The organism is Pseudomonas sp. GW821-FHT03E01 (genome assembly GCF_059420765.1).
Map to the genome: position 1 here is coordinate 369184 of NZ_JBWKUI010000002.1, position 14839 is coordinate 384022.

The window sequence follows — 14839 nt, forward strand, 5'->3', positions numbered from 1 at the left end:
TTGCGGGTACTGTTGATCAAGACTTCTTCGCTGGGCGACGTGATTCACGCGTTGCCAGCGTTGACCGATGCGGCGAGGGCGATCCCCGGCATCAAGTTCGACTGGGTGGTGGAAGAAGGTTTCGCCGAGATTCCGACCTGGCACCCGGCCGTGGGCAAGGTGATTCCGGTGGCGATCCGTCGCTGGCGCAAGAACATCTGGCAGACCATCAAGAGTGGCGAGTGGAAGCGCTTCAAGCAAAGCGTTCGCGCGACGAAATACGACTTGGTGATCGATGCCCAGGGCCTGCTGAAAAGTGCGTTGCTGACGCGCTATGCCAAAGCGCCGGTGGCCGGACTGGACAAGAATTCGGCCCGCGAACCGATCGCCGCGCGCTTCTATTCCCGGCGTCTGGCCGTGGCCCGTGGGCAGCACGCGGTTGAGCGAGTGCGTCAGCTGTTCGCAGTGGCCCTGGGTTACGACCTGCCCAAAGGCCTGGGTGATTACGGCCTGAACGTCGAGCGGCTGGTGGAATTGCCGCGCAAGAATCCGTACGTGGTGTTTCTCCACGGCACCACCTGGGACACCAAGCACTGGCCCGAAGCCTATTGGCGCGAGCTGGCCGAGCGGGTGGGTTATCTCGGCGTGGCGGTGAAGCTGCCATGGGGCAACCCGGTCGAAAAAGCCCGCGCCGAGCGCATCGCCAAAGACATGAAACACGTCGAAGTGCTACCCAGGCTGAACCTGGCGGGTGTCGGCAAAGTCCTGGCCGGCGCGCAGGCGTGCGTGGCGGTGGACACCGGCCTCGGTCACCTGGCTGCGGCGCTGGACGTGCCGACCCTGTCGCTGTTCGGCCCGACCAATCCGGGCCTGACCGGCGCCTATGGCAAATCGCAGATTCACATGGCCAGCGACTTCCCTTGCGCACCGTGCCTGCAAAAGAAATGCACCTATCAACCGACGGCCGACGATGCCCGTCGGTTTGACCTGAAACGCGAGTGGCCCCTGTGCTTCACGCGTCTGAATCCCGAGCGTGTCGCGAGCCGACTGAGCACGTTGTTACTGGCTGAGGAGCTGCGCTGATGCAATTGGCATTTGTCCTGTACAAGTACTTTCCCTTTGGCGGCTTGCAGCGTGACTTCATGCGCATCGCCCTTGAATGCCAGCAGCGCGGCCATCAAATTCGTGTCTACACGTTGATCTGGGAAGGCGACATCCCGCCGGGCTTCGAAGTGTTGGTGGCGCCGGTCAAGGCGTTCTTCAATCATCGGCGCAACGAGAAACTCACCGAATGGATGGAGGCCGACCTGGCCAAGCGCCCGGTGGATCGCCTGATCGGTTTCAATAAAATGCCGGGCCTGGACGTTTACTACGCCGCCGACGGCTGCTTCGAAGACAAGGCGCAAAACCTGCGCAACTCGCTGTACCGTCGCTGGGGCCGCTACCGGCACTTCGCCGAGTACGAGCGCGCGGTGTTCGCCAAAGATGCCAAGACCGAAGTGCTGATGATTTCCGAAGTCCAGCAGCCGCTGTTCATCAAGCATTACGACACACCGCTGGCGCGCTTCCATTTGCTGCCACCGGGCATTGCCCAAGACCGTCGTCGCCCCGCGAACGCGGATGAAATTCGCGCCGGGTTCCGCGCCGAATTCAACCTGAAGGACGATGAGCTGCTGCTGGTGCAGATCGGTTCCGGGTTCAAGACCAAAGGCGTGGACCGTAGCCTCAAGGCACTGGCCGCGCTGCCCGCCGAGCTGAAAAAACGCACCCGGCTGTTTGTAATTGGCCAGGACGACCCCAAAGTATTCCAATTGCAGAGCGCCACATTGGGGCTCGGCGACAACGTGCAATTCCTCAAGGGCCGCAGCGATATCCCGCGCTTCCTGCTCGGTGCCGATCTGCTGATCCACCCGGCGTACAACGAAAACACCGGGACGGTATTGCTTGAAGCCCTGGTAGCCGGTTTGCCGGTGTTGGTGAGCGCGGTGTGTGGGTATGCCCATTACATCGCCGAGGCCGACGCGGGTCTGGTGCTGGACGAACCCTTCGATCAGGCGCAACTGACTCAGTACCTGACCGGCATGTTGAACGACACTGATGCACGGGCGGCCTGGAGCCGCAACGGTCTGGCCTTCGCCGAGACGGCCGACCTCTACAGCATGCCGCAGCACGCGGCCGATGTGATTCTGGCGGAGCACGCTTAATGAAGTTGATGCTGGCTGAACCGTTCAAGAGCCTCTGGGCCGGACGCGACCCGTTCGCCGAAGTCGAGGGCCTCAAGGGCGAGGTGTACCGCGAGCTCGAAGCGCGCCGGACACTGCGAACTGAAGTGGACGGCCACGGGTACTTCGTGAAGATCCACCGGGGTATCGGCTGGGGTGAGATTTTCAAGAACCTGCTGACCGCCAAGCTGCCGGTGCTGGGCGCGGGCCAGGAGTGGAAGGCCATTGAGCGCCTGCAAGAAGTCGGCGTGCCGACCATGACTGCCGTCGCTTATGGCGAAAAGGGCAGCAACCCGGCGGATCAGCATTCGTTCATCGTCACTGAAGAATTGGCGCCCACCGTCAGCCTTGAAGATTTCAGCATCGACTGGGTCAAGCACCCGCCGGAGCCAAAGCTCAAGCGCGCGCTGATCGCCGAAGTCGCGCGCATGACCGGCATGATGCACCGCGCCGGGGTCAACCATCGCGACTGCTACATCTGCCACTTCCTGCTGCACACCGATAAGCCGGTGACCTGCGATGACCTCAAGTTGTCGGTGATCGACCTGCACCGCGCCCAGGCCCGCCCGACGATTACCCGGCGCTGGCGCAACAAGGACCTGGCGGCGCTGTATTTTTCGGCGCTGGAGATCGGCCTGACCCGTCGCGACAAACTGCGTTTCCTCAAGGGGTACTTCCAGCAGCCCCTGCGCCAGATACTGGTTGAAGAAGCCGGGTTACTGGCGTGGCTCGAAGGCAAGGCCAACAAGCTCTACGAGCGTAAACAGCGCTACGGGGATGCGCTCTGATGTCGGGTTGGACACTGGAGCCGGCTTACAGCGATCTGGCAGAAGATTTCGGCAGTCTTGATGCGGTGTTTGCCCTCGAGGGCGAGCAACTGACCCATGATCCGCTGTCCGAAGTTATTCGCGTCCAGCGCAAAGGCGTCAACTATTACGTCAAACGCTACGTCAGTGCCGGCAAAGGCCTGCGGCGCTACCTGGGCAAACCTCGGGTCAAGGCCGAATGGCAGAACCTCAAGCGTTTCGCCAAGTGGGGCATTCCCACCGCAGAGGTTGTGGCCTGGGGGTTGGAGCGGCACGGTGTGACGTACGCCCGTGGGGCAATGATCACCCGCGAACTGCCGCATACCGAAGACTTGTCGGTCCTGGCTAATCGGCATGATCCGAAACTGGCGGACCGCGCCTGGGTTGATACCGTCAGTCGCCAATTGGCCGGTTACACCCGGACCATGCACGACAACCGTTTCACTCATAATGATTTGAAGTGGCGCAACCTGTTGGTCGACGATGAGGCCCGGCTGTTCCTGATCGATTGCCCCAACGGCGATTTCTGGCGCGGCTTCTGGCTCAAATACCGCATCACCAAAGACCTGGCCTGCCTCGACAAGGTCGCCAAGTATCACCTGTCGGCGACCCAGCGCCTGCGCTTTTACCTGCAATACCGCCAATGCGCCCGGCTCGATGCCGCGGACAAGAAACGCATTCGGCACGTGGTGAGATTTTTTGAGGGGCGCGAATGACTGATTTTCTGGCTGCTGAAGACCGCGCGCTGTTCGAGCGTCATGGTCTCGGCACCTTCGACGCGCTTTGGGCCAAACAGCTCGACGCGGTGGACGAGCCCAATACCGGTCGGGGTGGCTGGAGCAGTGTGTTTCGGCTGGATCTGGACGGTCATGGCTACTACCTCAAGCGCCAGAGCAACTACCTGACGCGCTCCCGGCATTCGCCCTTTGGCGAGCCGAGTTTTGCCCGTGAATTTCGCAACATCAGTCGTTATCGGGCGCTGGGTATTCCGGCGCTGCAGGCGGCGTTTTTTGGTGAGCGCAAGGTCGATGGCGAAGTTCGGGCGATTCTGCTGACTCACGCACTGGACGGTTGGGATGATCTGGATTCGCTGTTGCAGCGCTGGTCGGAGCTGAGCGCGATACAGCACTCGGCCATTCTCAAGGCCTGTGGGCAACTGGCGCGACGCCTGCACGGCAGGCGCCAGGTCCACGGTTGCTTCTACCCCAAGCACATTTTTCTTCAGGCCACCGGCGACGGCTATCAGGCGCAATTGATCGACCTGGAAAAAACCCGGCCGCTGTTTTTCGGCCGGCGTGATCGGATCAAGGATCTGGAGCCGCTGCTGCGTCGGGCGCCGGAATGGAGCGACAGCCAGCTGCGCGAATTGTTGGCGGTTTATCTGGATCAGCCGCTGAACAGTTCGCGGGTGGACCGTTGGGTATCGCGCCTGAGTGCGCGGCGCAGTAACAAGGAGACGCGTTGATGCGTTTGTCCGAGCTGAAAAACGCCGGCCGCAGCCCGAGCCTGCCGCTGAGTATTCCACTGGCCGATGCCGCGGGGCCTGCCGATTTGCAGTTGCTGAGTCTGCTGCGGGTGTTGCCGGGACAGCGTTATGTTGGGGCTGGCGTCTGGCGCGGCCGGCCGGTGCTGGCCAAGTTGTTGGTCGGTGGCAAAGCGGCGCGGCATTTTCAACGCGAACTGGACGGTGTGCGTTTGCTGGCCGCTCAGGGGCTGACCACGCCGTTGTTATTGGCCGATGGCCTCAAGGACGGCGAGGGCGGTTGGCTGTTGTTCGATTTCCTTGAGGGTGCCGAGAGCCTGGGGGATGCCTGGAAGCAGGTCGAACACTTGCCCGCATTGGCGGATGAACAATCCGCGGTGCTGGCTGAGGCGTTGGGCGCCATCGGCCAACTGCACAGCAAAGGCCTGTGGCAGGAAGACCTGCACCTGGACAACCTGCTGCGCCATGGCGGTCAGTTGTATTTGATCGATGGCGCCGGTATCTGCGTCGAGACGGCGGGCAAGCCGCTGTCGCAACAGAAAGTCCTGGAAAACCTCGGGGTGTTCTTCGCCCAGTTGCCCAAAGTGCTGGAACCCTTCACCGAAGAGTTGCTGGTGTATTACCTGCTGAGTAATGGCGAACACGCGTTGCCGATGGAGGCGTTGCAAAAACAGATCGACAAGGTCCGTCGCTGGCGTTTGAAGGACTTTCTGATCAAGGTCGGCCGCGAATGCACGCTGTTCAGCGTCCAGCGTGGTGCGTTCGGCTTGCGGGCGATTCGCCGTGAGGAAGAGGCGGCGATGCTGCCGGTGCTGGCACAGGCCGACGCCTTGCTCGATCAGGGGCATCTGTACAAGACCGGCGGCGCGGCGAGCGTCGGCAAGGTCGAGGTGGCCGGGCGCACATTGGTGGTCAAGCGTTACAACATCAAAGGCTTTACCCACTGGCTCAAGCGTTTCTGGCGCCCGAGCCGCGCCTGGCACTCATGGCGCGAAGGCAATCGCCTGGCGTTCCTCGGTATTGCCACGCCAAAACCATTGGCGTTGCTGGAGAAGCGTTTTCTCTGGCTGCGCAGCCGGGCGTACCTGGTGACCGAGTATTTGCCGGGGCCGGACATCATCGAGCGCTTCGCGCCGTACGTTGAGAGCGGGGATGCGCCAGAGGCTGAGCTGCAGGCTCTGGATTACCTGTTTGCCGAGCTGATTGGCGAGCGGATCAGCCATGGCGATTTCAAGGGCCATAACCTGTTCTGGCAACAGGATCGCTGGGCGCTGATCGACCTGGATTCGATGTGTCAGCATGGTTCGCTCAGCAGCTTTGCCCCTGCGTATGCGCGGGATAGGGCGCGGTTCATGCGCAACTGGCCCGAGAGCAGTGCGCTGTACCAAGTGATTGATCAGCGTCTGCCCAAAGATATTTCTAGCGCTGCTTGACGCGGGTCTTCGACGCCATCGCGGGCTTGCCCGCGATGGCGCCAGATCAGTCTCCCGAGAACTGGCGGACAAGTTCTTGTGAATCGTCCTACATGATCTGCAGAACCCATGAACTGTGCCCTGAATAGCCACGATGCTAGTTTGCCTGACGTTCTCGGAGGGCAGATTTTGACGATAAAAATGGCTGTGATGTTGAGCTCTTTTTCACTGGCGTTGTCTGGCTGCGGGACCGCTGTCACGGTGCTGCAGGATGACGAAGACGCCGCTCGTGGCCTCAGAAAGCAAAAGACCTACTGTCAGTCCATTCCTCGCATCTACAGCGGTCTGGCTCACGACTTTTGTCTCCTGCACGCGCCGCCCGATCCCACGGGTATTCTGGTGCCGTTCGTATTGCTGGACTTGACCCTTTCGGGTGTATTCGACACGGTTTTCTTGCCCTATACGATTTACCGGCAAGCTGCCGACGGAAACATCAGGATTTACTGGCGGCCGGGTCGCGGATGAGCAAAGGCGAACGCTTGGGCTCGACGTCATCTTCACGGCGCCGATTAGGGCAGGGTCATTCCCGCCACGTTTACGCTATAATCCCGCCCTTTAGCTGTCTCTCGCCCCTTGCGAGGGCACATTAATTTTTGAGGCGCGTTGCGCCTGCATGCAGACTAAAGAGGCTAGACCCCTGTGGCATTGACGATTCTTGGCCTGTCCGGCGCCCTTAGCCATGATCCTTCCGCAGCCTTGTACATCGACGGCAAGCTGGTCGCGGCGGCTGAAGAAGAGCGTTTCGTGCGCGATAAACATGCAAAGAACCGCATGCCTTACGAATCGGCGAAATTCTGCCTCGAGCAGGCGGGCATCAAGCCATCCGACGTTGACGTGGTGGCGATTCCATTCGCGCCGATCAGCCTGTTCGGCAAGGCTCGCTGGCACTACGCCAAGCGCTACTGGTACGCCCCGGACCGCGCCCTCGACGCGATCCTGATGGGTAACCGTCGCTACAAGCGCTATCGCAACAAGATTGTCTGGTGCCTCGAGCAATTGGGTTTCGATCCGAAAAAGATCAAGATCGAGCCGGTCGAGCACCACTTGGCCCACGCCTCCAGCGCCTACCACTGCTCCGGTTTCAAAGAGAAAACCGCGATCCTGGGGATTGACGGTAAGGGCGAGTACGCCACGACTTTCTTCGGTTATGGCGAAAACGGCAAGATCCACAAGATCAAGGAATTCTTCGATCCGGACTCCCTCGGCGGCCTGTACGGCGCGATCACCGAGTTCCTCGGCTTCGAGATGCTCGACGGTGAGTTCAAGGTCATGGGCATGGCGCCGTACGGCGACGCCAGCAAATACGATTTTTCGCGCCTGGCCTCGTTCGAAAACGGCGAGCTGGTGATCAACACCGACTACGCCAACGTCATCGGCCTGCGTCGTTATAAAGAGAAGGGCAAGGGTTTCTACTTCTCGCCGAAGCTGATCGAGTGGCTGGGGCCGAAGCGCGAGGGCGATATCGCCGACGAGCCCTACATTCACTACGCCGCGAGCATGCAAGCGCTGTTCGAGAAACTGGCGTTGCAGATGATCGACCATTACCTGGGCGATGTGCTCAAGGAAACCGGCAAGCTGGCCTTCGCCGGTGGTTGTGCGTTGAACGTCAAGCTGAACCAGAAGATCATTGCCCGCGACGACATCAAAGAACTGTTCGTCCAGCCTGCGTCCGGCGATGCCGGTACCGCGGTGGGTGCAGCGGCTTATGTGTCTCATGCCCGTGGTGTACCGGTCGAGAAGATGGAACACGTCTACCTCGGCCCGTCCTACAGCAATGAAGACGTGATCGCGGCCTGCGCCCGTCACGCCGACAAGCCAAAGTGGCGCAAGCTCGACAATATGCCGGAGCAGATCGCCAAAATCATGGTCGATGGCAACCCGGTGGCCTGGTTCCAGGGTCGCATGGAGTTCGGTCCGCGTGCCTTGGGCGGTCGTTCGATCATTGGCTGTCCGAGCGTGGCCGGCGTGGCGGACCGTATCAACCATCAGATCAAGTTCCGCGAGCGCTGGAGGCCTTTCTGCCCGTCGATGCTCGACACCGTTGCGCCGCAAATGATCAAGATCGATCACCCTGCACCGTTCATGACCTTCACCTTCGAAGTGGCTGAAGAGTGGAAAACCCGCGTGCCGGAAGTCGTCCATGAAGACGGCACGTCCCGGGCCCAGGTGCTCAAGCGCGAATACAACCCGCGCTACTACGACATGATGAAGGCGCTGGAAGTACTGACCGGCAACGGTGTGTCGCTGAACACTTCGCTCAACCGTCGTGGCGAGCCGATGATCTGCTCGCCGACCGACGCCTTGAACATGTTCTTCGGTTCCGACCTGCAGTACCTGATCATGGAAGACATTCTGGTGGTCAAAGAAGGCGCGGACGCTTATGACTCGCTCGGCTGAACGCCATGTGCTGCAGTTCTGTCACGGCTATGACGGGCCGTTTCTGGACTGCGCCCGGCAGTACGCCAGCCTGTTCGCGGGGACCGGTTATCGCGTGACCACGGTGTTCCTGACCGGTGCTGCAGATAGCCAAGTCGCCGCGAACTGTGCGTCCGACGAGGTGCTGTTCATGGAGTACAGCTCCAAGGCCATTCGTGGCCTGAAGCTGGGCGCCATCGGCGATCTGCGCAAGATCGCCGCGTCGCGCAACTTCAGTTTCTGCATCGCTCACCGTTTCAAACCGATCTACATCGCCCTGCTCGGCACTTCGTTGCCGGTGATTGGCGTGCATCACGCGTTTGGTGATTACCAGCGCCGCACCCGCAAACTGTTCGCGCATATTTTCCGCAAACGCCTGAGCCTGCTCGGCGTCTCCGATGCGGTGCGTGACGACATGCGCCGTTGCTTGCCGAAATGGCCGCAGGCGCGGATTCAGACGCTCTATAACCGGATTGATGTACAGGCGTTACAGGCCAGTCAGGTGTCGGTTCGCGAGGCCCGGGAAACCCTCGGTCTGTCGATGGATGCCTGGATTGTCGGCAACGTCGGGCGCCTGCATCCGGACAAGGATCAGACTACGTTGTTGCATGGTTTTGCCACGGCATTGCCGGGGTTGCCGGCCAACAGTCAGCTGGTGATTCTGGGCAGCGGTCGGCTGGAGCAGGACCTCAAGGCCCTGGCGCGTGAACTGGGTATTGGCGATCGCGTGCTGTTCCTCGGCCAGGTGCCCGAGGCGCGTCGCTACTTCCGTGCTTTCGATGTGTTTGCCTTGAGTTCCGATCATGAACCGTTCGGCATGGTATTGCTGGAGGCCATGGCCGCCGGTGTGCCGTTGCTCGCCACCGCGTGTGGTGGCGCCAGGGAAGTGGTCGAAGGTGTGGGCATTCTATTTCCGCTGGGCGATGCCGGGCACCTGGCTCAAGGGCTGCAACATCTGGCCGCGATGGACGAGCAGCAACGCCGCCAGTGCGCCGAGCTGATGTTCGACCGCTTGCGTGAGCGCTTCTCCGATCGCGCGGTGCGCGATGCTTTCTGGCATTTGCCGCACGTTACCGAACTGGCACCGAGGGGCTGATGCTCAACCGATTTCAAGGCTGGCGCGAGCGTGGCTGGGTGCAGGTCGACGCCTCGACTTATGCACAAACCTGGCAGCGTTTTGGCGGCAGCGTCGCGACTCATCCTCTGGTGGTCGAACGTCTGGCACAGTTGGCCGACATCCCGGTGCGTTACCTGGCTTGGGAGCAGGACGGCGAAGTGAAAGCCGCCATCCCGACCTGGGGGCGCGACCTGGCGCTGTCCAAGGACGTGCTCAAGCGCACGGGTAAAAAAGGCCTGTTCGACCTCGGCAATGCCGAACTGATCCTGCCGGCCGCCGCCGATGCCCAGGCACCGTTGCGCCATCGGGGGCGTTACCTGTCGGCGCTGAGCGAAGGTCGTTTTACCGGTATCAAGCTGCAGACAGAACAACTGGCGCTGGCCCGCACGCCTGAAGAACTGTCGAAAAAGTTTCGCTACAACCAGCGCCGCGAGTTGCGTCTGCTGGAAGAGGCGGGCGGCGTGGTGCGGCCGGTTACCGAGTTTTCCAGCAGTGAGCTGGCGGCGATCTATTGCGACCTGTTCCAGCGTCGCTGGGGCTTTCCGGCCACCGGTGCCGAGCGCATGGGCGAGGTGATCGAGTTGTTGCGCGAGTTGCTGATCGGCTCGGTGATTTTCCTCAACGACGCACCGATTGCGACTCAACTGGTGTACCGCGTCGAGGCGCCGGAATGGATCAGCATCGAATACGTCAACGGCGGTGTCGATCCCGAGACCCGCGAATTCAGCCCGGGCAGCGTGCTGAGCTTCCTCAACACCCAAAGCGCCTGGGAACATGCACGCGCGTTGGATAAACCCCTACGGTTTTCCTTTGGTCGAACCGACCGTGAGTACAAGGACCGTTGGTGCAATTCTGTGCCGGTCTTCACGGTATGAGCCAACCCATGAGCCGCAAACAGCAACTGCTCAAGCGCCATCGGCGCAACAAACGCATCGGCCTGTTGATTGCGTTGATGCTGCTGATCGCGATCGGCGTGCTGGTGGCCTGGTGGCTGCCGCTGGTGCTTGCGGTGCTGGGCTGGATCGCCCACGAGGCGTGGTTTGCCGACCATCTGTTTTATTCTCCCCAAGACGATTACCAATACAGCTTCCCGCCGTATACCCCGCAACCCAAGATTCATCTGGACGGTGAACGGCTACGGCTGGATGAGGGTGTCATGCTGGTCGATGACGCCACGCTGATACTGGCGCTGCGGGTGAAAAGTACTTGGCTGGGGCGCTTTATCGATCCGGTGGTCGAGTTGCTGGGGGGGGATAACCCCGACCGGCAAACCTTCGAGCGCGGTGTAAACGGCCTGCGTTACCTCAATCTCAGTGGTCAGGCAAACGTGTTGTCGCAAGGCGAGTTGCGTCTGCGCGGGCGTTTCTGTCGGTTGCTCGGCGAGCCTGTGCTCTGGGCGTTCGAGCAACCGGACTACCGCCGTCAGCGAGTGATGGTGATTGCACCCCATGCCGACGACGCTGAATTGGCCGCATACGGTTTGTACAGCCAGGCCGACGAAGCCTGGATCGTCACCCTGACCGCCGGTGAAATTGAAGCCGAACATTATCAACAGATGGGTCTGAACACGGTCGAGGCGGCTCGTCTCAAAGGCCGTTTGCGGGCCTGGGATAGCATCGCCGTACCGCGCTGGGCCGGGGTGCCTGAGGCCCATTGCGTGCAGTTGGGGTATTTTTGCCTGCAACTGGCGGCGATGCAGGCCGCGCCGGCCACACCGGTAGGTTCGCGCGAAGCGGATTTGGGAGACACCCGGTTATTTCGTCAGTTGAATCCATTTGCCCTGCCGGGCGATGTCGATGGTGCGCCGACCTGGAATAATTTACTGGCCGATCTGCGTGAACTGTTGCTGAGGGCGCGTCCGCAAGTGATCGTATTGCCGCATCCGTCCCTCGACCCGCACCCGGATCACATCTGTGCCCAGGCAGCGGTTCTCGAAGCGTTGAGCGGGCTGGAGTGGCAGCCGACCACCGTGCTTGGCTATGCCAACCATCTGCATGACAATGATCGTTGGCCTATGGGGGATGCGGGTCATGGCATCGCCCTGCCACCGACGTTCGATTCGACAACGCCGATGCAGCCCTGCTGTCTGCGAATGCCTTTGGCGCGTCAGCGTGATAAAGCAATGGCGTTGGGCATGATGCACGACCTGCAACCGCCCATGCCGTTCAAGCGACGTTTACGACGGTTGATACAGTGGCTTCTGGCCAGTAGGGTGCCACCCGTCTATGGCGAGAACGAGTTCTTTCGCAAGGCGGTCAGGCAGCATGAGTTGTTCTGGGTTCTGAAGCATGGTGAAACATCTGTTAGGCAGAAATGAAGTATCGCGCGGCCTAGCATGGCGCCGTATCCACGCAGCAGTGAGTATTTCTGTGATCAATCCATGCCCGCGCATCCTGTTCCTGATTCCGTATTTCGGTCATTGGCCGTTCTGGATGCCGTTTTTCCTCGAGAGTTGCCGACGCAACGCCGATATCGACTGGTTGCTGTTCAGTGATTGCGGTACTCCTGAGAACCTGCCGCCCAACGTGACTGTTGAAGCCATGAGTTTCAGCGAGTACTGCGCGCTGGTGTCACAGCGGCTGAATATCGACTTTGTGCCGGACGCGCCTTATAAGCTCTGCGACATCAAGCCTGCCCTGGGGCATATTCATGTCGACCGCCTGCAAGGCTATGATTTCTGGGCGTTCGGCGATATTGATCTGGTATTTGGTGACCTGCGAAGTTATTTCACCGCTGATCGGTTGGCCAGTTATGACCTGTTCTCTACCCACGAGCGGCGGGTGGCAGGCCATCTCTGTCTGATGCGCAACACTGCCCGCAAACGTGAGTTGTTCATGCAGATCAAGGACTGGCAAACACGCTTTACCGATCAGGCGCATCACGCGCTGGATGAAGGCGCATTCAGTCGGATCTTCCTCTGGCGCAAGAATTTTCCCGAGCCACTGTTCTCTCTGTTGGGCAAGCTCAATTCGTGGCGCCGCCGCAGCGAATTCATCGAGGCGTTCAGTACGCCGGGCGGTTGCATCAAGTGGCACGACGGCACGAATGATTTTCCGCAGCACTGGTATTGGCGCAATGGCTGTTTGAGTAACGATCGCGATGGCGACCGCCGGTATCCGTATTTCCACTTCGTCTGCTGGAAACGCAACGAATGGTCACGGTTGCCCCCACCCGATCCAGCCGAGATCAGGCGCCTCGCCGCCGAGCCGGCATGGGTCATCGATGCGACTGGTTTTCACCGGGGAGAGTTATGAGTCAACGGTCAAAGGTTCTGCAGTTGCAGCCGGACTACAACGTCAAAGCCCATGATTTTGCCGACCTCGCGGAGCAGATCGTCAAGGCCCTGCCGAGCGATCGCTATGAAGTGACCGCGGCGTTCCTGCGTGGCAAGCCCGGGCCTGGCGAGGCCGTAAGTCGCGCCGACCGTTCGGTGTATTTCGAGTTTTCCGACAAGTCCCTCAAGGGCATGCGCCTGCGCGCCATGTGGCAGTTGTACAAGTTTTGCCGCGCAGAAAAATTCGACGTGGTGATTTGCAATCGCTTCAAACCGGTAAACATGATGCTGGCGCTCAACCGTTGGTTGAAAGTACCGCTGTGCATCGGCATCTCCCACGGTTTTGGCGAGTACGACCGGTTTTACCGGCGCCGCCAGACCCAACGCCTGATCGATCGCCATTGGCGCTTTGTCGGCGTGTCGCCAGCGGTCAAACAGTACCTGCTCGATTGCGACTGCGGCTTTACCGACCAGAATACCTACGCGATCACCAACGCCATCGACATCGAGCAGGCTGAAGGTTTGCAGCACAGCCGCGAGCGTGCTCGCGAGTTATTGGGCATCGAACCGTCGGTGCGCTTGATCGGTGCATTGGGCCGGCTGGTGCCGGTCAAGGGCCACACCTACCTGCTGCAGGCCTTTGCCACCCTCAAGGACAAATACCCGAACACCCAACTGGCAATCATTGGTGCGGGGCGTGAAGAGTCGCGCCTGGCCGCCGAGATCGAGCGCCTTGGGTTGACCGGTCGTGCGCATTTGCTGGGTTTCAAGGAAAACGCCTTGCAGTATGTTCGGGCGTTCGACATCTGGACCATGCCGTCCTTGGCTGAAGGCCTGGGGCTGGCATTGCTCGAGGGCATGAGCGGGCACCTGCCGGTAATCGCCTCGAACGTACCGGCCATGTTGCCGCTGATTCAGGGCGCGGGCGGTCTGGCAATTACCCCGGCGGACGTGCCGACGCTGGTCGCAGCGCTGGAGAACTACCTGGGGCTGTCGGATGACGAGCTCAAGGCCAAGGGTGAACAGGCCTACCGCTATCTCCAGGAGCAACACGACATCGAGGTATTCCGCCAGGAGTACCTGAACCTGATCGACTCCGGCTTGAGTCAAGCCCGCAGGGAGCAACCATGAACGACGTGCAACCTCTCGTCACGGTCATCATCGCGTCGTACAACCACGGTCGCTATATCGAGGAAAGCATCCTCAGCGTCCTCACCCAGACCTACAAGAATATCGAGTTGCTGGTCATCGATGACGGCTCCAGCGATGACAGCGTCGAGCGCATCAATGCCTTGCAGGCGCAGCACGATTTCGATTTCCGGGTCCAGCAGAACCAGGGGCTGACCAACACCCTCAACGGCGCCATTGCGCGCTCAAAGGGCAGTTTGATCGTGCCGTTCGGGTCCGATGACATCATGTTGCCGGAGCGCATCGCCACCCAGGTGGCGTATATGGATGGCAAGCCCGAGGTCGGGATCTGCGCCGGCAACATCGAACTGATCGACGCCGACGGCAATCTCTATCCGGAGAATCGTCAGCGTCGCGATGTGCCGTTCCGTCGTCTGGACTTCGATGACATGTTCCTGGAGCGCAAGCCTTATCCGCCGGCGCCGACCCTGATGATTCGCCGTGAAGCGCTGGACAAGGTAGGCGGCTTCGATCCGAACATTCGCCTGGAGGACTTGCTGATCGAGTTGAAGGTGACCCGCGCCGGCTACTTCATCGATGGCCTGAATGTGCTGATGGCGCGCTATCGCAAGCACGCCACCAACTCCTACAAGAATAACCGCTTCATGATCGACAACATCCTGCGTTCCTACGCGCTGTTCAGCGATCATCCGTTGTACGACGAGGTGCGCTACAAATTCCTCAGCTCGATGTTCCTGAAAACCTCCAATCGCGACCGCAAGCTGGCGCGCGAACTGCTGGCGCAGATACCGTTCAAGGCCTGGAACAAGAAGACCTGGCGCGGCCTGGGGCGGCTGTATTTCTCACCGCTGGAAAAAGACTGAGCCCACCCTGAGACGCGCAGCCATCGATGCCGGTATAGCGGCCCTCACCGGCATGCCTG

14 protein-coding genes are annotated in these 14839 nt (G+C 60.5%); all 14 read left to right on the forward strand.

Annotated features, from left to right (window positions below; translation table 11 throughout):
• The 14 genes from waaC (at nt 1) to AC07VO_RS04680 (ending at nt 14780) form a co-directional block, all read left to right on the forward strand.
• Nucleotides 1-1062, forward strand: a complete 1062-nt coding sequence (gene waaC / locus AC07VO_RS04615) for a lipopolysaccharide heptosyltransferase I (RefSeq protein ID WP_007939663.1) — start codon at nt 1-3, stop codon at nt 1060-1062.
• Complete coding sequence (locus AC07VO_RS04620) at nt 1062-2183, forward strand: glycosyltransferase family 4 protein (protein ID WP_086944097.1); 1122 nt, start codon at nt 1062-1064, stop codon at nt 2181-2183. The genes waaC and AC07VO_RS04620 overlap by 1 nt, the downstream gene beginning before the upstream one ends.
• Nucleotides 2183-2989, forward strand: a complete 807-nt coding sequence (rfaP, locus tag AC07VO_RS04625; protein ID WP_019582161.1) for a lipopolysaccharide core heptose(I) kinase RfaP — start codon at nt 2183-2185, stop codon at nt 2987-2989. The genes AC07VO_RS04620 and rfaP overlap by 1 nt, the downstream gene beginning before the upstream one ends.
• Entirely contained in the window at nt 2989-3723 is a 735-nt protein-coding gene (locus AC07VO_RS04630) for a lipopolysaccharide kinase InaA family protein (protein WP_018928556.1), read from the forward strand. Before rfaP ends, AC07VO_RS04630 begins: the two co-directional genes overlap by 1 nt.
• The gene (locus tag AC07VO_RS04635; RefSeq protein WP_064615984.1) at nt 3720-4472 is read left to right on the forward strand and encodes a lipopolysaccharide kinase InaA family protein; all 753 of its coding nucleotides are present in this window, start codon (nt 3720-3722) and stop codon (nt 4470-4472) included. The genes AC07VO_RS04630 and AC07VO_RS04635 overlap by 4 nt, the downstream gene beginning before the upstream one ends.
• Nucleotides 4472-5923 (forward strand): lipopolysaccharide kinase InaA family protein, encoded by a 1452-nt coding sequence (locus AC07VO_RS04640; protein WP_064615985.1) that lies wholly within the window; start codon nt 4472-4474, stop codon nt 5921-5923. The genes AC07VO_RS04635 and AC07VO_RS04640 overlap by 1 nt, the downstream gene beginning before the upstream one ends.
• A gap of 168 nt (nt 5924-6091) precedes the next feature.
• Nucleotides 6092-6427 carry a YceK/YidQ family lipoprotein gene (locus tag AC07VO_RS04645; protein WP_081626544.1) on the forward strand — a complete coding sequence of 112 codons (336 nt, stop codon included), beginning with the start codon at nt 6092-6094 and terminating at the stop codon, nt 6425-6427.
• A gap of 174 nt (nt 6428-6601) precedes the next feature.
• Complete coding sequence (locus AC07VO_RS04650; RefSeq protein WP_018928552.1) at nt 6602-8359, forward strand: carbamoyltransferase family protein; 1758 nt, start codon at nt 6602-6604, stop codon at nt 8357-8359.
• Nucleotides 8343-9473, forward strand: a complete 1131-nt coding sequence (locus AC07VO_RS04655; protein ID WP_018928551.1) for a glycosyltransferase — start codon at nt 8343-8345, stop codon at nt 9471-9473. The genes AC07VO_RS04650 and AC07VO_RS04655 overlap by 17 nt, the downstream gene beginning before the upstream one ends.
• Nucleotides 9473-10369: an antimicrobial resistance protein Mig-14 gene (locus AC07VO_RS04660; RefSeq protein ID WP_086944096.1), complete on the forward strand. Its 897-nt coding sequence runs from the start codon at nt 9473-9475 to the stop codon at nt 10367-10369. Before AC07VO_RS04655 ends, AC07VO_RS04660 begins: the two co-directional genes overlap by 1 nt.
• Nucleotides 10370-10377: 8 nt before the next feature.
• Nucleotides 10378-11811 (forward strand): PIG-L deacetylase family protein, encoded by a 1434-nt coding sequence (locus AC07VO_RS04665; RefSeq protein ID WP_086944095.1) that lies wholly within the window; start codon nt 10378-10380, stop codon nt 11809-11811.
• A 52-nt stretch (nt 11812-11863) separates the two neighbouring features.
• Entirely contained in the window at nt 11864-12748 is an 885-nt protein-coding gene (locus AC07VO_RS04670; RefSeq protein ID WP_086944094.1) for a DUF6625 family protein, read from the forward strand.
• Nucleotides 12745-13899 (forward strand): glycosyltransferase family 4 protein, encoded by a 1155-nt coding sequence (locus AC07VO_RS04675; protein ID WP_064615990.1) that lies wholly within the window; start codon nt 12745-12747, stop codon nt 13897-13899. Before AC07VO_RS04670 ends, AC07VO_RS04675 begins: the two co-directional genes overlap by 4 nt.
• The gene (locus AC07VO_RS04680; RefSeq protein ID WP_064615991.1) at nt 13896-14780 is read left to right on the forward strand and encodes a glycosyltransferase; all 885 of its coding nucleotides are present in this window, start codon (nt 13896-13898) and stop codon (nt 14778-14780) included. Before AC07VO_RS04675 ends, AC07VO_RS04680 begins: the two co-directional genes overlap by 4 nt.
• Nucleotides 14781-14839 lie beyond the last annotated feature (59 nt).

Coding starts and splice junctions, on each gene's coding strand:
- AC07VO_RS04620 (WP_086944097.1), top strand. CDS start 1,062: ATGCAATTGGCATTTGTCCTGTACAAGTACTTTCCCTTTGGCGGCTTG.
- rfaP (WP_019582161.1), top strand. CDS start 2,183: ATGAAGTTGATGCTGGCTGAACCGTTCAAGAGCCTCTGGGCCGGACGC.
- AC07VO_RS04630 (WP_018928556.1), top strand. CDS start 2,989: ATGTCGGGTTGGACACTGGAGCCGGCTTACAGCGATCTGGCAGAAGAT.
- AC07VO_RS04635 (WP_064615984.1), top strand. CDS start 3,720: ATGACTGATTTTCTGGCTGCTGAAGACCGCGCGCTGTTCGAGCGTCAT.
- AC07VO_RS04640 (WP_064615985.1), top strand. CDS start 4,472: ATGCGTTTGTCCGAGCTGAAAAACGCCGGCCGCAGCCCGAGCCTGCCG.
- AC07VO_RS04655 (WP_018928551.1), top strand. CDS start 8,343: ATGACTCGCTCGGCTGAACGCCATGTGCTGCAGTTCTGTCACGGCTAT.
- AC07VO_RS04660 (WP_086944096.1), top strand. CDS start 9,473: ATGCTCAACCGATTTCAAGGCTGGCGCGAGCGTGGCTGGGTGCAGGTC.
- AC07VO_RS04665 (WP_086944095.1), top strand. CDS start 10,378: ATGAGCCGCAAACAGCAACTGCTCAAGCGCCATCGGCGCAACAAACGC.
- AC07VO_RS04675 (WP_064615990.1), top strand. CDS start 12,745: ATGAGTCAACGGTCAAAGGTTCTGCAGTTGCAGCCGGACTACAACGTC.
- AC07VO_RS04680 (WP_064615991.1), top strand. CDS start 13,896: ATGAACGACGTGCAACCTCTCGTCACGGTCATCATCGCGTCGTACAAC.